The organism is Sporobacter termitidis DSM 10068 (genome assembly GCF_900130065.1).
Taxonomy (GTDB): domain Bacteria; phylum Bacillota; class Clostridia; order Oscillospirales; family Oscillospiraceae; genus Sporobacter; species Sporobacter termitidis.
In genome coordinates this window covers 15,863-36,959 of the sequence record NZ_FQXV01000017.1, presented here as the reverse complement: position 1 = coordinate 36,959, position 21,097 = coordinate 15,863, and the positions used below count along the sequence as shown (strand labels likewise).

Annotated in this window: 20 protein-coding genes and 1 pseudogene; 5 read left to right on the top strand and 16 right to left on the bottom strand. The window is 53.0% G+C overall.

Features of this window, described 5'->3' with window-relative positions; all coding sequences use genetic code 11:
• Window positions 1-123: 123 nt before the first annotated feature.
• A complete protein-coding gene (locus BUB60_RS17685; RefSeq protein ID WP_073082250.1) occupies window positions 124-1,116 on the bottom strand; it encodes a YeiH family protein in 993 nt (330 codons plus the stop codon).
• Window positions 1,117-1,217: 101 nt separating this feature from the next.
• Here BUB60_RS17685 and BUB60_RS17680 point away from each other — a divergent pair, with 101 nt between their 5' ends.
• Complete coding sequence (locus tag BUB60_RS17680) at window positions 1,218-2,096, top strand: LysR family transcriptional regulator (RefSeq protein WP_073082245.1); 879 nt, start codon at window positions 1,218-1,220, stop codon at window positions 2,094-2,096.
• Window positions 2,097-2,170: 74 nt separating this feature from the next.
• On the opposite strand, the gene BUB60_RS17675 is transcribed toward BUB60_RS17680, so the two are convergent.
• The 5 genes from BUB60_RS17675 to BUB60_RS17655 all read right to left on the bottom strand — a co-directional run bounded on the left by BUB60_RS17675 (window position 2,171) and on the right by BUB60_RS17655 (window position 4,394).
• Window positions 2,171-2,383 (bottom strand): hypothetical protein, encoded by a 213-nt coding sequence (locus BUB60_RS17675; RefSeq protein ID WP_073082242.1) that lies wholly within the window; start codon window positions 2,381-2,383, stop codon window positions 2,171-2,173.
• 14 nt (window positions 2,384-2,397) lie between these two features.
• Complete coding sequence (locus BUB60_RS17670) at window positions 2,398-2,925, bottom strand: FmdE family protein (RefSeq protein ID WP_073082239.1); 528 nt, start codon at window positions 2,923-2,925, stop codon at window positions 2,398-2,400.
• Window positions 2,926-2,953: 28 nt separating this feature from the next.
• Window positions 2,954-3,331: a NifB/NifX family molybdenum-iron cluster-binding protein gene (locus tag BUB60_RS17665; protein WP_073082236.1), complete on the bottom strand. Its 378-nt coding sequence runs from the start codon at window positions 3,329-3,331 to the stop codon at window positions 2,954-2,956.
• Window positions 3,328-3,699, bottom strand: coding sequence for a DUF134 domain-containing protein (locus tag BUB60_RS17660; RefSeq protein ID WP_073082233.1), 372 nt, complete (start codon window positions 3,697-3,699; stop codon window positions 3,328-3,330). The genes BUB60_RS17665 and BUB60_RS17660 overlap by 4 nt, the downstream gene beginning before the upstream one ends.
• Before the next feature lie 98 nt (window positions 3,700-3,797).
• Complete coding sequence (locus tag BUB60_RS17655) at window positions 3,798-4,394, bottom strand: nuclear transport factor 2 family protein (protein ID WP_073082230.1); 597 nt, start codon at window positions 4,392-4,394, stop codon at window positions 3,798-3,800.
• A gap of 213 nt (window positions 4,395-4,607) precedes the next feature.
• Between BUB60_RS17655 and BUB60_RS17650 the strand changes: the two genes are divergently transcribed.
• Entirely contained in the window at window positions 4,608-6,044 is a 1,437-nt protein-coding gene (locus tag BUB60_RS17650; protein ID WP_073082226.1) for an aldehyde dehydrogenase family protein, read from the top strand.
• An 86-nt stretch (window positions 6,045-6,130) separates the two neighbouring features.
• On the opposite strand, the gene BUB60_RS17645 is transcribed toward BUB60_RS17650, so the two are convergent.
• Window positions 6,131-9,205, bottom strand: coding sequence for an MMPL family transporter (locus BUB60_RS17645; RefSeq protein WP_073082223.1), 3,075 nt, complete (start codon window positions 9,203-9,205; stop codon window positions 6,131-6,133).
• 201 nt (window positions 9,206-9,406) lie between these two features.
• On the opposite strand from BUB60_RS17645, the gene BUB60_RS17640 reads away from it, so the two are divergent.
• Complete coding sequence (locus tag BUB60_RS17640; protein WP_073082220.1) at window positions 9,407-10,015, top strand: TetR/AcrR family transcriptional regulator; 609 nt, start codon at window positions 9,407-9,409, stop codon at window positions 10,013-10,015.
• 223 nt (window positions 10,016-10,238) lie between these two features.
• Here the strand turns inward: BUB60_RS17640 and BUB60_RS17635 are convergent, their stop codons facing one another.
• The 5 genes from BUB60_RS17635 to BUB60_RS17610 all read right to left on the bottom strand — a co-directional run bounded on the left by BUB60_RS17635 (window position 10,239) and on the right by BUB60_RS17610 (window position 15,702).
• A complete protein-coding gene (locus tag BUB60_RS17635) occupies window positions 10,239-10,565 on the bottom strand; it encodes a hypothetical protein (protein ID WP_073082217.1) in 327 nt (108 codons plus the stop codon).
• Between the two features lie 145 nt (window positions 10,566-10,710).
• Window positions 10,711-11,745 (bottom strand): uroporphyrinogen decarboxylase family protein, encoded by a 1,035-nt coding sequence (locus BUB60_RS17630; protein WP_073082216.1) that lies wholly within the window; start codon window positions 11,743-11,745, stop codon window positions 10,711-10,713.
• Between the two features lie 303 nt (window positions 11,746-12,048).
• Window positions 12,049-12,246 carry a DUF4177 domain-containing protein gene (locus tag BUB60_RS17625; RefSeq protein WP_073082215.1) on the bottom strand — a complete coding sequence of 66 codons (198 nt, stop codon included), beginning with the start codon at window positions 12,244-12,246 and terminating at the stop codon, window positions 12,049-12,051.
• 605 nt (window positions 12,247-12,851) lie between these two features.
• Window positions 12,852-15,332: a M56 family metallopeptidase gene (locus tag BUB60_RS17615; RefSeq protein ID WP_073082213.1), complete on the bottom strand. Its 2,481-nt coding sequence runs from the start codon at window positions 15,330-15,332 to the stop codon at window positions 12,852-12,854.
• Window positions 15,325-15,702: a BlaI/MecI/CopY family transcriptional regulator gene (locus tag BUB60_RS17610; RefSeq protein WP_073082212.1), complete on the bottom strand. Its 378-nt coding sequence runs from the start codon at window positions 15,700-15,702 to the stop codon at window positions 15,325-15,327. Before BUB60_RS17610 ends, BUB60_RS17615 begins: the two co-directional genes overlap by 8 nt.
• Window positions 15,703-16,204: 502 nt before the next feature.
• Here BUB60_RS17610 and BUB60_RS20685 point away from each other — a divergent pair.
• Window positions 16,205-16,288 (top strand): annotated as a pseudogene (locus BUB60_RS20685) (multidrug ABC transporter ATP-binding protein); the annotation flags it as partial.
• Window positions 16,289-16,293: 5 nt separating this feature from the next.
• Complete coding sequence (locus BUB60_RS17605) at window positions 16,294-16,584, top strand: SDR family NAD(P)-dependent oxidoreductase (protein WP_084726592.1); 291 nt, start codon at window positions 16,294-16,296, stop codon at window positions 16,582-16,584.
• A gap of 375 nt (window positions 16,585-16,959) precedes the next feature.
• Here BUB60_RS17605 and BUB60_RS17595 read toward each other — a convergent pair whose 3' ends face one another.
• The 4 genes from BUB60_RS17595 to BUB60_RS17580 all read right to left on the bottom strand — a co-directional run bounded on the left by BUB60_RS17595 (window position 16,960) and on the right by BUB60_RS17580 (window position 21,090).
• Window positions 16,960-18,021: a uroporphyrinogen decarboxylase family protein gene (locus tag BUB60_RS17595; RefSeq protein WP_073082210.1), complete on the bottom strand. Its 1,062-nt coding sequence runs from the start codon at window positions 18,019-18,021 to the stop codon at window positions 16,960-16,962.
• A gap of 118 nt (window positions 18,022-18,139) precedes the next feature.
• Window positions 18,140-19,078, bottom strand: a complete 939-nt coding sequence (locus tag BUB60_RS17590; RefSeq protein ID WP_084726590.1) for a 4Fe-4S binding protein — start codon at window positions 19,076-19,078, stop codon at window positions 18,140-18,142.
• A complete protein-coding gene (locus BUB60_RS17585) occupies window positions 19,078-19,974 on the bottom strand; it encodes an epoxyqueuosine reductase (protein WP_073082209.1) in 897 nt (298 codons plus the stop codon). Before BUB60_RS17585 ends, BUB60_RS17590 begins: the two co-directional genes overlap by 1 nt.
• A 177-nt stretch (window positions 19,975-20,151) precedes the next feature.
• Window positions 20,152-21,090 (bottom strand): LysR family transcriptional regulator, encoded by a 939-nt coding sequence (locus tag BUB60_RS17580; protein ID WP_073082206.1) that lies wholly within the window; start codon window positions 21,088-21,090, stop codon window positions 20,152-20,154.
• Between the last annotated feature and the right edge of the window lie 7 nt (window positions 21,091-21,097).

The following is a 21,097-nucleotide window of genomic DNA, read 5'->3' as shown; positions in this document are numbered from 1 at the left end:
AGCCGGTGGGGCCCTCGTGCCCCGCTCCTTATACTTTGATTATAGCTTAGTATGATAAATCGGTCTGTTGTTTAAACAACAGACCGATGAAAAAGCTCCGCAAAGCACATCTTCCGGCAGGAACTATACCTTCAGGATCAGATACTGCACGGCGAGGGAGGCCGCGGCCAGCACGACCCAGCAGACAAAGCCGAGAAGGATCGGCTTTCCGCCGCTTTTGACGAGCTTTACCACGTGGGTGTTCAGCCCGATGGCTGCCATCGCCATGACGATGGCGAATCTGCCCGCCGCCGACAGGCCCGAATAGATTGCCGGGGGCAGCGGCACGAAGGTGCTGACGACGGACGTGGCCAGAAAACCCAGCACAAACCAGGGGAATATCTTTCGGAGGCTGTACGCGCGGTCCCCGCCGGAGGCCGTCTTCCGGGAGGTATGTACCGCCAGCACCAGCGTCACAGGTACGATCATCAGGGTCCGCGTCAGCTTGACGATGACGGCCAGATCGCCTGCCGCCGCGCTGTAGGTATACCCGGCGGCGATGACGGACGAGGTGTCGTTGACGGCGGTCCCCGCCCAGAGCCCGAAATTGACGTCGCTCATCCGAAAGACATGGCCGAGCAGCGGGAAGAGAAAGGCGGCGATGACATTGAAAAGAAAGATGGTCGATATGGCGTGAGCCACCTCCTCGTCGTCCGCCTTGATAACCGGCGCCGTGGCGGCGATGGCCGAGCCGCCGCAGATGGCGGTGCCCACGCCGATCAGCGTTTTCGTGTTGCCGTCGAGCTTCAGCCATTTCCCCGCCAGATACGCCGTGACAAATGCCGCTGTCAGCGTAAAGGCCATCAGCGCCAGCGTCTGGGCGCCGGCCCTGAAGACGCTGAACAGGTTCATACTGAAGCCCAGCAGGATGATGGAATACTGCAACAGCTTTTTCGACGTGAAGCTGATGCCGTCGTTAAAGATATCCGGCCGCCGCCAGAACGCCAGTATCATGCCGAACAGGATGCCCAGCACAGGGCTGCCGATTACCGGCACCGCGGACCCGATCAGCCAGGCGGGCACGGCGATGATACCGGCCAGAACGATTCCCGGGAGCTTTTTTGCCAACGCTTTCATTGCTTTCATCTCCTGCGGCCAGTATATGACTTGACTTATAATAAGTAAAATACTATTATCTTATCGTTATAATAAGTATTACTAATGCAGGAGATGGGGACTTGACCTTACGGCATTATCAGATATTCGTCGCCGTCTGCGACGCCATGAATATGACGGCGGCCGCCGAAAGCCTTTTCATGTCGCAGCCGGCGGTCAGCCAGGCGATCGCCGAGCTTGAAAAAAATTATGAGGTCCGCCTCTTTGAGCGGCTGTCCAGAAAGCTCTACCTGACCGAGGCCGGCGAAAAGCTGCTCGGCTACGCCCGTCATATGCTCCGGATGAACGACGACGTAGAAAAGGACATGAAGCTGCTCCGGGAAAGCGGCACGATCAGGCTCGGCGCCAGCGTCACCGTCGGGGCGTATGTGCTGCCGCGGCTCGTTTCCGCCTTCAAGGAGGAAAACAGGCGGACAGCGGTGCGGGTGGTGGAGGACAACACGCGGCAGATCGAGCACCTGATCATGACGGACCAGCTGGATTTTGGGATCGTGGAGGGGGACACCGTGTCGCCGGATATCGTCGTCCACCCGCTGATGGACGACGAGCTGACGCTTGTCTGCGCCAGGACGCACCGGTTTGCCGGCCTTTCGGCCGTCATGCCGGAGGAACTGGAGAAGGAAGATTTTATCGTGCGGGAAAAGGGCAGCGGTACGCGCAAGACCTTTGAGGACACGATGGCGTTAAACGGGCTGTCCTGGCGGGAGGCCTGGACCTGCAACAACGCCGACACCATCCGTGCGGCCGTGGCGGCGGGCCTCGGCGTCTCGGTGATATCGGCGAGGGCCGTCGCGCGGGATGCCGCCTCCGGCCTGCTCTGCGCGCTGCCGGTAAAAGCGCTGCAATTCCGGCGCACCTTTAAAATTGTCTATCATAAGAATAAGTTTCTGACCGTCCCGATGCGGAAATTCATGGAGCTCTGCATGAAAAGCAGAGCATGACAAAGGCCCGCGGGAGCGGTCACGCCGCCCCACGGGCCTGTATTGTACGTATGCCGATGCGCGTCAAGCGCCGTTCAGTCCTTTGCCTCTTTGATAAGGCTCTCCAAAAGCTCGATGTTCTCCTGAATCTCCTTTAGTTCGTTCTGGTATTTCACCACGGTTGAACCGGGCAAATGAATGTTCCCCTGGCCAAGGATGATCATGCGCTCTTCCGTGACCTCCTCAAACAGCTCCTGCTGCTCCTTCAGCTTTTCGCGCAGCTGGGCGGCGCTTAAATTCTCGTACACAAGCGTCCCTCCTCTCACAGTCCCCGGTCGTAAGGCTTGAAGCAATCGAGGCAGACCGTTTTGCCTTCCTGAAGACGAATCTTATGCTCCGGCGCCCCCTCGCCGCAGACCTGACAGGTGACTGTAGCAAAGTGCCGCGCCATTTCCGGCGGCTCGAAGGCCGGCTCGCCAATTGAAAATATTTCATCCGCGGGCGCGTCCAGGATGTACTCCTGGCGCTCGGGGCGGCTCATCTGGCCTTGAAACGGCTTCAGATAAAGCCGTATTTTTTTGCCGCTTTTGCGGTTAAAGAAGCTGAACGCCTGCTTTCCCGTGCCGCGGTAGACAAGATTGCCTTTTCCGAATGTGCAGCCCGTCAGCACCTGGACGCCGTCCACGCCGCAGGCGTCGTTTTCCGTCACGCAGACGAGCTCCTCGTCCTCGGACGCGCCTGTTTTCAGGGCCTCCAGGGCGAGCACCGCCGCGCGCACGCCGATGGCCAGCCCCGGGCACTCATGCCCATGAAACCGAACTGCCTTTTCCCATAATGCTCTGTCCGTCATACGGTCACTTCCCCCTGCTTAAAGCCGCTTACCGGCAATGGTCGTGGCAGCTGCAGTCATGGGTATGCTCGTGCTCGTGGTGGTCGCAGACCGCGCCCGTATCACGGAGCCGGCCGCCCAGATACGCATTGACGGCGTCCTCGACGCTGCCGTCGATACCGGAAACAAGCTCTATGTTTTCCGACGCCAGCATCGCCTTTGCGCCGCCGCCGATGCCGCCGCAGATGAGGACGTCGATTTTCAAACGGCTCAAAAGGCCTGCCAGGGCGGAATGGCCGTTTTCACCGGCGTCCAGGAACGTTTTGCCTGTGATGTTCCCTCCGTCGGCGGTATAAACGGTAAAGAAATGGCTCTGCCCGAAATGCTGGAATATCTGGTCATTTTCTGTTGGCACGGCGATTTTCATACGATACTCTCTCCTTTTTCATGATGGCGGTCGCTGTCTTCAAACCGGCAGCTCTTGCAATGGTACGGGCAGCCGCAGGGCCGGCCGGACACCTCGTAATTTCCGCCGCCGATGACGATGGTTTTGCCGGCGCACAGGGCCTCGGCAATCTTTCGCCTGGCGTCATACAGAATCCGCTGCAGCGTACCCCTAGATATATTCATTCGTTCCGCAGCCTCGTCCTGCTCCAGGCCCTCCAGGTCGCAGAGGCGGACGGCCTCCAGCTCCTCCAGAACAAGGTTGACCGCGCCGCCGCACGGTTTCCCGGGCGTGAATATGGTGTTGTCGGGCTCCGTGCAGATTCTGCGGCACTTAAAACCTCTTGGCATCGTCAACCTCCAAAATATATGAGCATATGCACAAAACAGATTATAATGTGCATATGCCCATATGTCAAGTATATATTTCTCAAAAGACGCGCGCCGCCCTACGTCCCCTTCAGCCAGCTTTCGCCGCGCCGGTACAGAGCATCCAGTGCTTTCCCGCCGGAGAGGCGCGGGACATCCTTATCGACATCGTAGCCGATTTTTGTCTGGAGATAGGCCAGATGCTGGTATTCCGGGGGAAACGCGTTCAGGAGCTCCCTGTCCAGGGCAATCGTCTGCGTACCGTCCACCGGGTCGAGCCTGTCCTTGTCCGCGATGGTCTCCCGTCTGACAAGGCCCCAGCGCCCGTCCCGCTTTTCCCACAGGTCGTAATGGCGGGCATAGCTGGATACGTCACAGAGGACGCCCTCGACCTCGGCCCGCTGCAGGATGATCATCTTCGTCATCGACACCGCCCGGGCGCCGCTGACCTCCACGGCGCTGCCGCCCAGAATATGCAGGATGTTCAGGCCGTGCCTGACGCCCTCCTCCGTCCTCTTGATAAACTCTTCAAAGGAGCTGTCCGACCAGGTGGCCTTCATCCGGCCCTCCGGGTGCCAGATTTGGCGGAACTTGTCCCAGAGCAGCGCGTCCCTGTACACGACCCACCGCTCGATCAGGTCCCTGATCTGCGTGACGTCGCTCAAATCCTGATTCATGCCGATCGTCCTCCGTCCTGTGTGTGAGCGCGCAGCGCCCACATGCGCGATATAATGAATTCTTTAAATTCATTATATCATAGCTTTAAAAAGCTATGATATGACATTTCGGAATACCTGAGCCGCCGAAATGATATTAGTCAGGCGCATTGATAATATATATAATGAGGTTAACTGAATCCGAGCTTTTCAGTCGATGAGGAGGTAATATATATGTACAAACAATATATCGGCGGCAAGCTGGCGGAAGGCCGCGGCGCAAAAATCGATGTGACCAACCCTGCAAATGATGCGCTCATTGCCAGCTACAGCGGCGCGGACGCGGCGCAGGCGCAGGAGGCGCTGCAAGCGGCGGCAGAGGCGTTCAAAACGTTCAGGGGCCTCCCGCTGCCCGTTCGCCTGGGCTATCTGGCAAAGCTCCGGGAGGCCATGCTGGAAAACATGGACCATATCGTCGAGCTGGATTCCCTGGAGTCCGGAAAGCCCCATCAGGAGGCCGTCCTGGACTTCTGGATGGGCGTTGGGTGCATCGAGTATTATTCCGAAGAGGTCAAGCGCATACAGGGGCAGTCCCTGCAGGATCTGTACGGCCCCCGGGGCGCCGGCTACAACATTGTGGAGCGGCGGCCTGTGGGCGTCGTGGTGGCGCATCTGGCATGGAACTTCCCGCTGCTCAACATCATGTGCAAGCTGCCGCCGGCGGTGGCGTCCGGCTGCGCGTGTATCATCAAGCCGTCGGTCAACACGCCCCTGGCCTCCCTGTTTATCGGCGAGCTCTGCGAAAAAATAGGTTTCCCGGCAGGCGCCGTCAACATCATTTCCGGCCCGTCCTCCGTCCTGGGCAAGGAGCTGAACTCCAGCACCATTCCGCGCCTGCTCACCTGTATCGGCTCGGCGGAAACCGGCAAGCAGATCATGCAGCAGGGGTCGACCTCGGTGAAAAGCTACTCTCTGGAGCTGGGCGGCAACGCCCCCTGTATCGTCATGCCGGACGCCGACCTGGAAGCGGCGGTGGACGCCATCGTCAGCCAGAAGTACGCCAACGCCGGGCAGGTCTGCGTCAACTACAACCGCGTTTTTGTACATAAGGACGTTTACGACAGGTTCCTTCAATTGACGGCGGACGCCGTCAAAAAGGTGAAAGTCGGCGCGATGAACGAATATCCCGGAGAAAATGTCATGGGCCCGATCATCACCCGGGAGGCGCGCGATAAAGCGCTGGCCATGATCGACGACGCCGTCAAAAAGGGCGCAAGGCTGCTCGCGGGCGGCACGGTGCCTGAGGGCCGGGAGAAGGGCAACTGGCTGACCCCGACGCTGCTGGCCGACTGCGCGGACAGCATGCGCGTGTTCCAGGAGGAACAGTTCGCGCCGATCCTGGCCGTGACGAGCTTTACCGACCTGGACGATACGCTCCGCCGCGCTGTCGACACCGAGTACGGCCTCCGCTCCTATCTGTACACTCACGACGCCCGGGTCATCGGTAAATGCTTTGAAAGGTTCGAGTCCGGCGTCATCGTCGTCAACAACGCCTCCGGCGGCCCCAACGTCCCCCACGTAGGCATCAAAGGCAGCGGCGTGCTCTGCGGCACCTCCTCCTACGGGCTGAACAACTACTATGATCTCAGGGTCCTGTGCCTGAAGCCGTAAGACTGACGCGGCCCCGCAGCGGCATAAAAACGCCCGGATATCTCTCCGATATTGGAGAGATATCCGGGCGAAAGCTTTGGCTGAGATCAGACTCGCGCATCCTGGGCCGTATCCTCGGTATCCACGCCTGACTTCGGCAGCCTGCTCATCAGGCTGATCGTCGCCGGCAGGAACAGGGGCAGCATGATGAAGCAGAGGATGATAAGGCCGGTGATGACCGTTACGGCCAGCTCGGTCAGCAGCAGCATACCGGAAGGCATCAGCGTTGCAAAGGTGCCCCCGAGGATGACGGCCGCCGACAGGACGACGCCGCCGATTTGCCTGGATGCCAGAACGATGGCCTCCTTCGGCTTCATATGCCCGAACTCCCTGAAGCGCATCATCAGGAATATGCTGTAATCCACCCCCAGCGCCACGATCACGATGAACGAGAAGAACGGGACGTAAGAGGACACGCCCGGGTAATGCAAAAGGCCGATGAAAATGCTGTTTGAAATAAAGGTCGCGGCAAAATACGCGCCGACGAGGGACAGCGTGATCATCACGGACGTCCAGAAGGACCGTATCACCAGCATCAGCACCAGGAACACGCCGATGAGGACAATAATAATCATCCTGTTGAGATCGCGGCTCAGGATATCGTTCATGTCGCAGGTCGTCGAGCTGGGCCCGGAGATACCGTATCCGGCGTCGGAGAGGACCGTGCCCTTCAAACCGCTGGAAACCGCGTCGTTGATTTCCTTGATGGTGTTGACGGCGTCCTTTGAATAGGGGTCGTCTTTCAGGACGATGATCATTTTTGTTATTGTCCTGTCGCCCGACATAAACGTATCGAGGGCCGGCTTGAAGTCCGCGCTTGCCAGCGCCTCGTCCGGCATATGGAACGTCTTGTCGGCGCTGAACTGGGTCAGGAAGTCCTTGCTCTGCCCGAGGCCGTCCGAAATCTGCTTTAAAGCGTCGGCGACCTGGGTCAGCTGGGAGCCGAACGCGCCGAACTGCTCAAGTCCCGAGGCGAGCTGCTCCTGGCCGGCTTTCATCTGGTCCAGTCCGGAGGCCACCTTGTTCATATTCGTAACGATCGTCCCGATGCCGTCGGACGCCTGGCCCAGGCCGCTTTCGACGCTTTTCAGACCGGCCGCCAGCTGCGACAGGCCGGCGCTCATGGCCGCAAGATTCGTGTTGGCCTCATTGAAGCCGGCGGTGACGGCATTGTAATTTGAGTTGAGGGCTTCCATGCCCTCCGGCGTCATATTGCCCAGCGACGACAGCAGCGTATCGATGGAGGCCTTCATCCCCTGGTAATTGGCGTCGCCTTTGACGCTTGGGACACTTTCCCCCAGTGCCGCCGCCATGCCCTGCATCTGCGACAGCGCCGACTTTATGCCGAGCAGGGCGCCGGCCGCGCTCTGATAATTTTTGCCCATTTCGAGATAGCCGGACTGCATGGCGCTGTAGTTGTCCGCCAGTGTCTTAAGGCCCCCGCTCATTTGGGACAGGTTCGTTTCGATGGCCTTGAGGCCGCCGCTGAGCGTTTGCGCATCGGACGCGCTCCCGTCCAGACCGGCCTGGAGCTGGCTGAGCCCGCCGGCCAGCGCCGTGACGGCGTCGTGCAGCTGCGCCGTTCCCGCCGCCATATCGCCGACCTGTGAAAAATCCGCCCCGCCGAGCTGCGCCTCCGCCCCGCCGAAGCCGTCGCCGAGCTGATTCAGACCATCCTGCATCTGCGACAAGCCGTCCGACACGGACGTCATCTGGCTGCTGATATAAAGGTCGTCAATCTGCTTGCCCTCGGGCTGGGTCACGGAGGACACCTGCTCCACCCCGTCGATCGCTTTGATTTTTTCCGTGACCTTATCAATAACGGATAAAGCGTCGTTATTGTCAAGCGCGCTGCCGCTTTCGATCACCAGCGTCGACGGCATGGCCTGGCCTTTTCCGAAATGCTCCGCCACAATGTTAAAGCCTTTGGACGCCGGATACGCGTCGCCCAGCTCGCCGACCTGGTCAAAGTTCAGCTTCTGCTGGTAGAAAACCACCGACACGCCGATGACCGCAACCGTCAGCAAAACCGAAACAACGGCGCGCTTTGTGGAAAACGCAGTGATCCCGCCCCAGATTCTGCTTTCCTTGTGGCCGTTTGCATTTTTTGAAGGCCAGAAAATCCTGGGGCCCAGCTGCTTCATCACAAACGGCGTCAGGGTCACGATTTCCAAAAGCAGCATCGCGCCGCCGATGACGACGGAAATCGCCGATTTATAAATTGGCGACTCCGAGAAAATCAGGCTGAAAAACGCAATGAGCACGGTCAGTATACTGAAAGCGATTGTCTTGCCGGCCGTTTTGTATGTACGGATAATGGCGTCGTCAACGGACAGGCCATGCGACAGCTCTTCCTTGAATCTGTTAAAGAGCAGGATGTTATAGTCGGTTCCGATACCGAAAAGAATGAGGATCATCAAAACCTGCGTCAGGGTCGTCACCGGGAAGCCCGCCCTGTCGATCAGCTGCGCCGTAATGCCCATGGAGGTCAAATACGCGACAGCCACCGTCAGCAGCGACACCAGCGGCGTGACGACGGACCTGAACATGATGATCAGAATGACAAGAATAAACAGAACCGTAAGGACCGCGCTTTTCTCAACGCCGGCGATGGAGGCTTCCAGATAATCCCCGGTGATGAAGTCCTCCCCCGTCAGATAATGCTCGACGCCGGCGTTTTGAAGCTTTTCCTCAAACGCGTTTTTGATGTCGTTAATATCCCGGGCGCCTTTATCCAGCTTGAAGCTCACCATGAGCGTCGTGCCGTCTGAGGATATGAGCGAGCTCTTGGCCTCCGGCGTGCCGAACGGGTCGATGATCTTGTCGATGCCAAGCTCGGTACTGCTGTCCTTCATCGCCTGGACGGCCTCGCCGATGCTTTTCATCTCATCGTCTGAAATTTTGTCCTGGTTGTAAAAAACAACCAGATTATCGGTCCCATTGGTCGCCTCCATCTTTTTCAGGATGGACGAGGCGATAACAGACGGGCTGTCATCGTTCAGCGGCGATTGACCTCTCTGCTGCAATATGACATTGATATCCGGCTGAAAAACCGACAGCAGCACTGTCACCACCAGCCACACCGCGAATATGGCCCAACGGCCCTTGATGATCCTTTTCATTCCCCTGCGTTTTCTCCTTCCGAATCGACATGAATTGCGAGTTGCGCAACACTATGTTGATTTATCATCAGAAGTGAAGTATAATTTACATCGTGTTGTATTACAACCGGCATTTTCGCGGAGAATGTGTTATGAACTACACTATCAGCTCCGAATGTTGGTATTTAATAAAAAATTAACATTCCCCCAGAGGTATGCACGATGAAAGCCGACAAAATTGACCGGCGGGTCCGGTACACAACGCTGCTGCTCAAAGAAAGCCTCGTCCGGATCATGCAGGAGCACCCCATTTCCAGGATATCGGTAAAAATGCTGTGTAACGCCGCCGATATCAACCGCAGCACCTTTTACGCTCACTATGCCGACCAGTACGATTTGCTGCAAAAGGTCGAGCAAGACGCCGTGCGCGACCTCCGGGAATACGTCGACAAGCACGACCTCAGCGAGCACTCCGAGGAAACGACGCAGACCCTGAAGCAGATACTCGACTACATCGCCAAGGACGCCGATCTCTTCAAGGTCCTGCTGAGCGAAAACGGCGACTCGAATTTCAAGAGGGACATCATGGAAATCGCGCAGCAAAAGGCGATTTCCGACATTCGCAATTATCAGGCGCTCAGCCCCAGGACGTCGGATTATCTGCAATGCTTTATCATATCGGGCGCCCTGCGCCTGGTGCAAAAATGGCTCGAGGACGGCATGATCGAATCAACGCAGGAGCTGGGCGAGCTCATCTCCAGGCTGCTCTTTAAAGGCACCTCAAGCTTTTATTCGAACAACGGCATATATAATTTTGAATGCTCTCGATAAAAAATCCCGAAACCGTTGGTTTCGGGATTTTTCAGCCTGTCAAAAAAACTGCGTATAGAGGGCAAAGCCTCGCAGAGTTTGCCGCCGGAGCGACAAATAAATGCCAAATTGTCACGCAGGAAGACATGCGCCTCCTGCGTGGCTCTTCTCATGCTGTGCGCGGCTGAGCGCGCTGCATGCAGCCTTGTGTCGGATAAAGCCCGCAAGGCTTTATCGACAGCCGTCAGTGCATAACGGTAAATAGCATAAACAAAATGCCTATGACGGCGAGGACCGCGAAAAAAACGGCCAGACTTTTGATCGTCCTGATATTACAGGCGTTAAGTACGGCGAGCTTAAGCTGTATTTCCTCATCGTCCGGGATGTCCCTGCGCCAGTATTCCCGATTTTTGGATATGTCTGCCGCTCCATCGTATTTCAACGTATAGTAAATATTATCCGGCAGCTCGTCCATTTCCTGCACGGCCTTCCACTCGTCCTCGGAAAGCGCTTTGCGCTTTATAATGCCAAGGTTCTCCAGCATGTCATATGACGATGTGAACTTTCCCATACAACTCTCCTTTTACCTGTCCTTTAATTTTACCGCCTCAGCTCGCATCCGTCAACCGCTGCCGCGCCAAGGCAAAAGAAGACCCTGCAGTTAAAATAACCGCAGGGCTTTTGAAAATTACCGTATATCGTAATTTAATATGCGCTTAGAACAGGATCTGCCAGGGCAGACGCTTGATCTGGTCGGCCTTGACGCCGAAGACTTCCTCGCTGTACTTGTCGATCTCCTCGCACAGGGCCGCATAAGCGCCCGGGAAAACGGAGCCGGGTCCCCCCTGGGTAATGCAGGGAATAAAGTACTTGCTGCCGCACGCGTCGCAGGCTTTCCGGGTAGCCTTGGCGCAGTCTTCCTTCGTCCAGCCGGGGAAATCCATGGACTTGTTGTCAATGCCGCCCATAAAGGCGATCTTGCCGCCGTACTTTTTAACAAGCTCGGGGACGTTGTTTGACTCCATGCAGCCCTGCCAGACATCGATGCCCATTTCGATCATATACGGGATAAGCGTGGCGCAATAGCTGTCGGAGTGATGGAATATAAGCTCTACGCCATGGTCATGGTAGTAACCATAAATCTTCTTGTAGGGCTCCAGGAAGAACTCGGCGAACATCTCAGGCCGCAGGAAGGTGCTCTTCTCGCTGCCCCAGTCGTCGTGATGGAAGATGGCGTCGGGATGCAGGTTGGCGCAGATGCCCTCCGCCAGCTCCAGCTCCCAGTCGGTGAGATATTCGATAAGATCGTGCATTTCGTCCGGATACAGCGCGTAGTACTCCAGCGCGTTGGTCATCCCGCACAGATGATGCGACTGCTCGAAAAGGCCCGGCGCAATGAACGGGGCCTTATAGGCCTGCGTGCCGTCAACAGCGTCGTACTGCGCTTTCCATTGTGCCCACTCTTCGTTCGAAAACTTCAGGGAAGGCGCGTGGACATAGTCCTGCCAATGCTCAATGTCCTTGACGACGATCTTGTCCGGTGTGTGCACCGGGAAAGCGCCGGGGACATTCGCCGGGAAAGAGTTCGTCACGCCCCAGGCGTTGACGACGTTCTCCTGACCCTTTGTCGGAGAAGGAGAGTGCATCATAAATGGATGAAACAGAAAATAAATGGCCTCAAACTGGTTGACAAATCTGTCCGGGTTCCCGCCTTTGATGGCTTCCCTCATATTTTGCTTTGCTGTCAGCATAAGTTATCCTCCTTTTGTTTTTGGCTGCCCACAATTATATACTATTAATTTCCGCATTACAATCGCCTAATTGTTTCTTTTCACAAATCTAAAGTAAAATTTAAGAACGCAAGACAAAGTGTGTATCGGCGCCGGCCGCCATTCATTGCGCGCCGCCCAAAAATCGACTTTTTTCATCTATATGAGCTGGAGTCTCGTCACGCAAAAAACTCCGCAGCCGTCGAAACTACAGAGTTTTTTTTGGAATAGTCGTGGAAAAAAGATTTTTGGCTTCAAGTCGATTAGGCTCATGCTGTGAGTTGATTACTGCAGTTTGCGTTTAAGTATTGAAATGATCCATCTTGTGCGGCCATAGCTCTGGGCGGCAGCAACAGTGCTTACTAACTCCCATCCCTGCAAACCTAATTCATTTAATTCATTTTGGAACGTGCTCTGGTCAACCCTGCCGCCGAATACTCCTTTGGCATCGGTAAACAGCGTCTTGTATTCAAATTTCTCCATATTCTCACCTCAAATCCCCGGTTCTTGGAATGTGTGCAATAGATCATCCTTATTATAGCAAATAAAAAGCAAATACAAATAAAAGTATAGAAATAAATCGGCAAATCTCCTGCCGAAATTTGCCGATTTGTCTTGGAGCATCTAGGCAGATTCGAACTGCCGACCTCATCCTTAAGAAGGACCTGGGTGCTGCTTGCGTGGTACGCCTATGGCCTTTTTCTTAACTCACTGGATCTTGGCATCCACTCCACTTTCAACAGAAACGGCGAAGTGATCAAGAGCATCCGGGTCTGGAGCCCTCTCCTGAATCTGATCAAGCCCTTCACGCCCTTTGGGTTAACCACCACTGCGGTCCGTGTCCTCATTATTTGCCTAATCACTAAAAAAGGATATACCCGCTTTTCCGGATCCAGGTTTGTCAGGGACAAGCGCGGTTTTGACATTCTGCCCGACGGTACTCACGGTACCAGCGGCTTTATGACAAAAAAGCAGCGAAAGATGATACTGGATACCGGCGCCACTGGAACAAGTGGCAACACGTTTGGGTGTGGCCTAATTTCGCATATGTTTAAATCGCCCCGGATAACCGGGGCGATAGAATATGTTTAGGGCCTTATTTTAAAATAATCCAACGGATTAACTGCTGTTCCATCCACATAGACAGCGAACGTGAGGCAAACTCCTGTAACTTTACCGGTCGAACCGACCGTGCCTATCGTGTCGCCGGAGGCAACGGTATCTCCCGCAGAAACCTTCAGCTCATCGAGGTGCCGATAGATCGTCTCAATACCGTTATCATGGCTGATTACGATGTAATTGCCCTGCTCATCGTCGAACTCGGCTTTAGAAACGGTTCCCGAAAGAGCTGCATAAACTGCGGCTCCCTCAACCCCATTTCCGGCGATATCTATATGATCTCGGAATTCAGTTGTACCAGTGATAGGATGGACGCGCTTACCAAATGTCGAGGTAATAGTGTCATATCCCTCCACGGGCCATACCCAATCTAAATTTGATATAGCAGCCGTGCTTACAGGCTGTCTGTCGGGCTCCGTGTTGGCACCTGCCTGAAAACCGTTATATACATCAAATATCCATTTATAACCATCCTCGGCTGCTACTGACATATTAAAGTCCTTAGCGCCAAGGCTTTCAATTTTAATTGCGCCGCGTTTGCTCGGAGTCAAAAATTGGTCATCAATTACATATTGCTCGCTGCCTTTGTTTTGATGGCATACAACCGCAACCCCTTGTTCCGGGTCACTTTTCAATGAACCGACTTGCACTATTATATACTTCCCGCCATTTTCATCAGGTTCAACCAATGCACTTCTCCATCCGTTGGTAAATTCAACATCAGCATTTAATTGGTCATTTACAGTTTCAAAAATTGCCGGTTTATCGCTGTCAGTCGATACCGCAGGCCCTTCCCGTTGCCATGTCGTCCCGCCATCCTCCGAAGACAAAGTTTCCATCATTCCGTCATTGTTTGAAGTTCTGTCTGCCACTGTCAGCGTAATAACATTTTGCTCCACGGACATTAATTGCGCCTCCCATGCCCCGGCGTCTAAGGGCAATTTAATTTGAGTCCAAGTCATACCTCCATCAGAAGTTTGAAAAATAGGGGCATCTACAAATAACCCAATAGCAATAATAGCATGTTGATTGTCTAAAAAGATGACTTGGTTGGGATACCACATAGCTTCCTTAATTTGTGTTGTCTCACTCCATGTCTTGCCACCGTCATGGGTACGGTAAATATAAGTGTCCGCATTGGCTACACCATTGCCATACGTGGCAGCCAACCAGCCGTCATTGGCCGATACCATTGCCATATGGGTCTGTGGGGAGTAGGAAAGCGCCTTTGCCTCCTGCCGGGACTCGATTTCCGAATCGGATGACCATTCTTTTGGTGCGGCAATCGGTTCCCCAAGCTTTACCCATTCGTCTTGCTCATGATAGCGCACAAGCGGCTCGCCATTTTCGTTAAGGGACAATTCAGCATTCATCCAGTCTTGACTGCCTGTGCTGTTCGCAGCACCTAAAGCAACGGCACAGCCAGTGAGCAGAAGCGCCAAAATAAGTGTCAGCGCAACTGCCCATGTGGATTTCTTTTTATATTTCATAATGCTGATCAGCCTTTCTTTCAGTTCTTTCTTATCTTCACATAAGGTTGTGGCAAGGGCGCCTGCCGAAAGCTTCCTGCTTGCTGAGAGTGCAAGCAGGGTATTTCCGTAGGATTGTTTTTCATATGCGGACATTCCGCTTATGACCGCCTCATCACAGGAGAGTTCGCAGGCCCGGTCTATTTGCCTGCGGATCAGCAGCATCAAAGGATTAAACCAATGCAGCGACGTCACCGCTGCGGCCAGCCATTTATACAGTACGTCTTTTCGCCTGTAATGGGTCAGCTCATGGCGCAGTATGTATTTCAATTCTTCACCCATGCCGTTTCGGACATAGGCAAGCTGGGGAAGTACGATAATCGGATGATAAACACCGATCAGCACGGGGGTGGAAGCAAGACTGCTGCAAGCCATAGTAACTTGCCGACCGCCGTGCATCTGTTCAAACACCGCAAGGTCATCGCTGTGCGGCGTGACACAGGATCGCCGCATGCGCAGCGAAAAACACAGATATGCCGTAATGAACCAGCCCAGGCTGGCAGCCGCGCCCAGCAACCATATCCAAAGCAGGTTATTCTTGATAAAGTTCCAAAGGTTAAGCGGCCACTGCGTAACTACGGACTTTTGCAAATGGGCTGCTTCGTTATTTTCCTGTTCCGGTAAAACGGACTGTGCATTTGACGGCGCACCGATCCGGTCAGTTTCAATTCCCGCTGGAATATAGGTCTGTTCGGTGGGCGCGCTGTTCATGCCTGGCTGCTCAATGTTAAATAGAGTCCCCATGGCGTTTACAGGCGCGGCAACAGGCAAAGCAAGGCGCAGCATCACCAAAATCCAGATGTAATAAGAGAAAGTTTTAGACACCCCGTTTTTAAGGAGGGGCTTACCCGCCAGCAAGATGAGCGCCAATAGGGAGCCGGACACAGAAAGAGACAGAATCGTAATCACCGCACTACTCATGCTCGTCACCCGCGTTAAACATCGCAGAAAGCTCCGCAATGTCCTTTTCGTCAAGCTGCCCGCCGGACAAGAGCGACGCCACCAGCTTTTTCGCACTGCCGGCAAATATCTTGTTTACGAACGTCTTTGTAGACCACTGATTGTATTCTTCCTCAGTCACCACCGCGCTGTAGACTCCACGTCTTTCCAGCGCGACGATGCCCTTTGCCTGCAGCCTGTAAAGAAGCGTCTTTATCGTGGAATCCTCCCACCCGCATCGGGCGGAAAGCACACGGCGTATGTCAATGAGCGGCAGGGCGTCCCCCGCTTCCCAAAGCACACGCATTACCTCAAGCTCGGAATCCTGGATTTTACCGGCAAGCTCGTTCATCGTATCCTCCCATAAAGTCTACTCATGTAATCTTTATATAAAGTCTACGCCTGTAGTCTTTTCTTGTCAAGTGGATTCTAATATTATTAATATTTATTTTCAGCTTTTGCAAAATATTATTAGTATGACGATCAGCATCGGGATTTCCACGACATATCAATGCGTAAAAACCAATGGCTTATCAAAATTAGCGGACATGGCACTATACGAAGTGAAGAAAATCAGGAATACAGTCATAGTGATGTAATAAATACAAAACGCGCCGGGCCTATTGGCTCGACGCGTTGTTCTGATGTTTTATACCTATTCATGAAATTAATGAGGTTTGTATAGCATGAAGGCAGTTAGAGCAGCGATTCGCGCGGGGGGGGGCTTGTCATAATGACGCATCCCCCCGAATACTGTACTTGAAAGCATTGCAGTGCAGCGAATTATTCATTCTAATTGCCTACGCCGCGCCCTCGATCTTCTTCCCCTCTGGCTGAGAGTATTTAAAGAGTCTATGCAAATAGTTGGCCTTTCCGCCGGTGACAAAAAGCATGTTGGAAAGTATTCACTTGGCATGCGCCAACGCTTGGGGATTGCTTAAGCATTGATTGGTGGAAAAAAACGATAGAAGTAAATTTGACAGGCACCTTTTACACTATGAAAGCGGCTATTCCGCATATGGTGAACATCGGCGGCGGCTCCATTATTAATATCGCCTCTCTTGCGGCGGTACGCTATTTCCCATCTATGCCGGCATACTCGGCATCAAAAGCTGGAATTGTGGGATTAACCCAAGCGACGGCTCTTGATTTTGGCGCATCGAATGTTAGAGCAATGCTATTTGCCCCGGCCCTATCAGAACCGGCCTTCTTGAAAGAGCAACGTCAGGGGTAGCCGCGGCATTAAAAACTGACGTTGACGGCGGTATAGAAGCATTTACCAGGTTTTTACCGCTGAAGCGCGCCGGCCATCCTGAAGAGGTAGCCAGCGTCGCTGCATTTTTAGCCAGTGACGAATCCTCGTTTATGACGGGCAACGTGATTATGGTAGACGGCGGAGCATCTTTAGTTGATCCATGCGGTTCTGCTACTCTTGCCGTTATGAATATTTAGGTTTCATATATAAAAAATGTTTTAAGCGCTGCCCGACGGATGAACTTCCGCCGGGCAGCGCCCTTACGCCTGATATATGAATCTGGTTTAAATTGAAATATTCCTCTGTCTCATATATTTGGGATAGGAAATAGGTATTAAAATCTCAGGGATGATATCACTTTTCATAATACTCTCTGCTATAGCAGTATAGCTCTTCCATACCGTCCCACAGGATTTTCTCGTCTCCACCGAAAACCGTTGAGAACATGCCGCCATTCTTCCCGAGGTCACTTACGCCCTGGTCGATATATTGAATGAGTGCTTCGCTGCTCTCCCCTATCATCGGCAGGTCGAAGCCCAGCTTGTCACCGTACTGCTCTTTGTATGCCCTGACGTCGTTGGCGCGAAGCTGGAGTTGCAGGAAATCGGGGCCAAGGGTGACCATGTAGGGCAAAAACCTCTTGACGCAGCCGCAGGTGTGGAAGAGCATGGCGATACCGCTATCCCTGACATGCCCGAAGATGATCTCAGAGGGCTCGTAGACGATCTCATCCATCATTCTCTCGCTGAAGAAGGAGTCGCGCTCCGTTCCCCAGTCGTCGTGATACATGATCATGTCGGTGGGGAAATACTTGGCGATCCTTTCCAGCATCTTGCAGTGAAAGCGGGACAACTCCGCCATGAACTCGCGGCAGGCGTCCGGCTCCTCGGCGAGGGCCAGCATAGCCTCCGTATAACCGCCCAGGACGGCGACAAGGCGCTCTGTACAGCCCTGACCGAAATCGTAGTAGTTCATCTTCTCAGGGTGGTAGTAGGGCCGGCTCATGTAATTCTCGCAGCAGGTCTTGATGCGCGCCTCGTTCAGGTCCGGCCAGACGATCTTTTTCTCCCACTCGGTAATGTCGCCCAAGACGGGGGCGCGGTCCGGCTTCAGCATAGAGCCGCCGGCTTCGGGAATCCATTCCCACACGCAACCGAACAGGTCGGTCCAGTCACAACGCTGGGTGAAGTCGAAGCGAAGGTCGGATAGCCCTGTCAGCTCACCGCCCATGCAGTAGTTGAAGTCGTTGGCGGAGGTAGGGACCCACAGCGGGTTCTCGTGCCTAAGCACACGCCGGAAGTTCTCTCGCGTGGAGATGGGGTAGTCAAACACGGGGACTTTAATGGGTTGCATGATGGTCCCAGCATATTCATGCTTGGAGCCCAGTGCCAAATATGGTATTCTCTCGTATTTCATATGACCCCTCTTTCTGCCGCATTTTATTGGTGCGATCTTCGTTGATCTATTAAAATCTATTGCTTCTGGTTATCTCACTATGCATGAAACAGGATTATTTCATATGATGAGTGCTGTATTAACAATGCGGATTCACGAGGCTCTTGATCTGGCATGGGATTCCAGATTGACATTTTCCGCAGCCATAACGCGGTGCGAATTTTTTGCCAACTTCACGTAGGTAAGCAGAACATTTATCGATATCCTTTCCGTTTTTGGAGATGGCATGGCCAGGGCAGGCATGGTAACAGGCGCCGCATTCAGAGCAATAATCATAAATGTCATGATAATCCTTCTCATCCGGCATTGTTTTCCAATCGGTGATAATGCTTATCAGGCGACCGCACGCCCCTTGCTTCGAAATAAAATTTGTTGAGCGTCCGAAGGTGCCGAGCCCCGTGATATACCCTACATGACGTTCCGACCAGTTACTTGAATAGGCTGGGATGGGCAGCTCAGTCTGGTCGCGTGAAGTTCGCATAAAAAATCTATCATCCGAATAAGGTACAACGGCCTTGTACCCTTCCTGGATGAGCGAGTCCCCGACAAGAGCCCCTGTCGCCAAAAGATGCTGCTGTCCGTCAACGCGTGTAAAAAGCCATTCCCATGACGGACTATTCGGATCTTTCGTATTTGATTCGATGACACGCTCGGTAAAAGGAAGAAAAAGTGAAATGACCGATTTTGCCTCTGGAAGCCAATCGGTAGGCATCAAATGATGAGGCCCAACGACTTCTGGCGCCTTGAGTTTTTTAAACCCCTCGTCGTATGCAGTACCAACGGCGATGATCGGCGGCATGAAAAATCGCATGCCAATATATTGGCTATCCTTGTCTTTATTGAGCTCGGTTCCGGTGGATTCTTTGCCATGATAATTGTTACGCGCAAAGTTGTTCGCGTAAAAGTTGTTCGCGAGCTTATTCAACGATTCTACGTCTTCCGCTTTTGCCGAAAGATAATTTGTCGGAGAATTTTCGGAAAACTCAGCCGTTAGCTGCTGCAAATATTCCCTGTTCATCATATACCTCCTGAAGCGCCCTTGCTAATTCCGGTCTTTTTGAACTTTTGCCCCCAGTTTCCTGTCGGGCAGTAGGACAGGCATTTCCCGCAGTTGTGAGATGTATGATGCTGGAGTCCTGATTCCAGTATTGGCATTTTGTTTTGTGCATTAAGGATATCCTGCGGCGTTGGGTCCAAAGTCGTTACATAGTCCTCACTCCCGCCCAATTCCTTTGTCATAGCGTGTATAGCCATTTGACATTTCGGCCAGCTGATTCGGCAATACTCTGAATGTTTGCCGCCGGGATTGGCGATATACGGCTCGGCCTCGCCATATTTGCTGAGCGCTCCTGTCGGGCAGACGCTTGTGCATATCCCGCATTTTTCGGGTTCGCAAAGCTTCTTCCCTTTATATAAAGGGTCTGGCTCCAGCTCCAAAGTGGTCAGGATAACACCGAACCTGATACGCGGCCCAAATTCAGGTGTCATGACAAGGCCGGACCAGCTGAATTCACCAAGTCCAGCGGCAACTGCCGCATGGCGCAGACTGAGCTGTGCCCCGTTTGTCATCGGACCAGTCGAACATGGTGTTGTACACGCACCCGTTTCTCGTTCAATGAACTGCGCCACCGCATAACATGCATATGTCAATTCAAAATTTGGCAGCATTGCGTATCCATATGTACCGTAAAGGCCTTTTAAGTCTCTCCTGCCGTCTTCAAAGGCTCGGAAATTGACTTGAATAGCACCATCTAAAAGGCGGACTCCAATGACGATAACCGATTTGCAGCCTGGGAGAATGTCGCACGGATGCCGCCCCTGCGGCGATTCTTCAAACCGGTCAATGGCAGCTATGCCGCAAAGATCCATGCCATGCTGCAGGGCAACTTCTCTTATTTGATCCTTAATACTCATATAACCGTCTCCATTAAACAATAATGTAAATATCCCGGTGGTATTAAGATTAGTGTAAAGAAGTCGGGGTGGCTTATCAATTCCAAATCCGCTTCTGATATGGCGTCAAAGCCAATTCAAACAGAAAAAATCCTCCGCCTAAAAGTCAGGGCGGAGGTAAATTATTATTGTCGTTTTTTAGTGCTTGAATACTGTCATCCCTTCTGGGTCATCGGGCAGGATCTCAATAAAATTTCGTACTTCTTTTGTAATGCTGTTTGTCTTCCATGTCGCCATTAGGATTGGATCATCATCAGACGGCGGAAGTGTAAAATATTTGATCTCTTCGTGGCCGGGCGCGTTGGGAAAATAACCGCATAGGCTCATTCCCCTCCCCCGCCGAATGACCCGCAGTAGTGATTGAAAATTTGAAGCAAACTGGACGTCACAAGGTCTAATACCGTACTTTTCCAGCCTCCTAAAAGCCTCTTTTTTGTTGTTTAATTCGTTATTTAATGGGACAGTATAGAAAACTTCCTTCTTGAGCTCCTCGAAATCGATTTCCTTCAGCGAATTTGCCATGGCCAACGGGTGTTTTGCAGACATTGCAAGGCAACTTCTGCTTCTCAACACCTTTTTTTGTGATATGTCTGGAATGTCGTTTAGGATGAAATCAGGCGAAAAGGCGATATCCACATAACCGAAGGTAAGTGCTTGCCTAAGTTCCCTAAAATCAAAAAGATCTTCATTTAGCTCAATTTCAGGATGCTTATTGGCATAATCGTTTATTATCTGCTTTAGCTTGTCATAATCCTCGCTCGAGTCGTAAGTGCTTGGATAGCCAATCCGAATAACCTGATGTGTTTTAGTCTTCAAATCCTTAGTAATCTGGATATCTTTGCATATATCGGAATAATGGATGCGCAGCTTTGAATAGAGGTCTTCTCCCTCTTTTGTCAGAGCAAGACCTCTGTTCTTCCTTTCGAATAATACGAGGCCAAGTCCATCTTCAAACCTCCGAATAGTTTTGCTCACAGACGACTGAGAGAGAAACAATGTTTCAGCGGCATCTGACAAATTTAAGTGTTCTGCAACAGTAAGAAATGTCTCGATTTGCTGAAACGTGATATTGTACATTGTGGCG

What these genes read in the sequence shown, in the direction of transcription:
- BUB60_RS17685 (WP_073082250.1), bottom strand. Translation starts at nt 1,116, where the DNA reads ATGAAAGCGTTGGCAAAAAAGCTCCCGGGAATCGTTCTGGCCGGTATC.
- BUB60_RS17670 (WP_073082239.1), bottom strand. Translation starts at nt 2,925, where the DNA reads ATGACGGACAGAGCATTATGGGAAAAGGCAGTTCGGTTTCATGGGCAT.
- BUB60_RS17665 (WP_073082236.1), bottom strand. Translation starts at nt 3,331, where the DNA reads ATGAAAATCGCCGTGCCAACAGAAAATGACCAGATATTCCAGCATTTC.
- BUB60_RS17660 (WP_073082233.1), bottom strand. Translation starts at nt 3,699, where the DNA reads ATGCCAAGAGGTTTTAAGTGCCGCAGAATCTGCACGGAGCCCGACAAC.
- BUB60_RS17655 (WP_073082230.1), bottom strand. Translation starts at nt 4,394, where the DNA reads ATGAATCAGGATTTGAGCGACGTCACGCAGATCAGGGACCTGATCGAG.
- BUB60_RS17650 (WP_073082226.1), top strand. Translation starts at nt 4,608, where the DNA reads ATGTACAAACAATATATCGGCGGCAAGCTGGCGGAAGGCCGCGGCGCA.
- BUB60_RS17645 (WP_073082223.1), bottom strand. Translation starts at nt 9,205, where the DNA reads ATGAAAAGGATCATCAAGGGCCGTTGGGCCATATTCGCGGTGTGGCTG.
- BUB60_RS17640 (WP_073082220.1), top strand. Translation starts at nt 9,407, where the DNA reads ATGAAAGCCGACAAAATTGACCGGCGGGTCCGGTACACAACGCTGCTG.
- BUB60_RS17635 (WP_073082217.1), bottom strand. Translation starts at nt 10,565, where the DNA reads ATGGGAAAGTTCACATCGTCATATGACATGCTGGAGAACCTTGGCATT.
- BUB60_RS17630 (WP_073082216.1), bottom strand. Translation starts at nt 11,745, where the DNA reads ATGCTGACAGCAAAGCAAAATATGAGGGAAGCCATCAAAGGCGGGAAC.
- BUB60_RS17625 (WP_073082215.1), bottom strand. Translation starts at nt 12,246, where the DNA reads ATGGAGAAATTTGAATACAAGACGCTGTTTACCGATGCCAAAGGAGTA.
- BUB60_RS17615 (WP_073082213.1), bottom strand. Translation starts at nt 15,332, where the DNA reads ATGAGTAGTGCGGTGATTACGATTCTGTCTCTTTCTGTGTCCGGCTCC.
- BUB60_RS17610 (WP_073082212.1), bottom strand. Translation starts at nt 15,702, where the DNA reads ATGAACGAGCTTGCCGGTAAAATCCAGGATTCCGAGCTTGAGGTAATG.
- BUB60_RS17595 (WP_073082210.1), bottom strand. Translation starts at nt 18,021, where the DNA reads ATGAAATACGAGAGAATACCATATTTGGCACTGGGCTCCAAGCATGAA.
- BUB60_RS17590 (WP_084726590.1), bottom strand. Translation starts at nt 19,078, where the DNA reads ATGAACAGGGAATATTTGCAGCAGCTAACGGCTGAGTTTTCCGAAAAT.
- BUB60_RS17585 (WP_073082209.1), bottom strand. Translation starts at nt 19,974, where the DNA reads ATGAGTATTAAGGATCAAATAAGAGAAGTTGCCCTGCAGCATGGCATG.
- BUB60_RS17580 (WP_073082206.1), bottom strand. Translation starts at nt 21,090, where the DNA reads ATGTACAATATCACGTTTCAGCAAATCGAGACATTTCTTACTGTTGCA.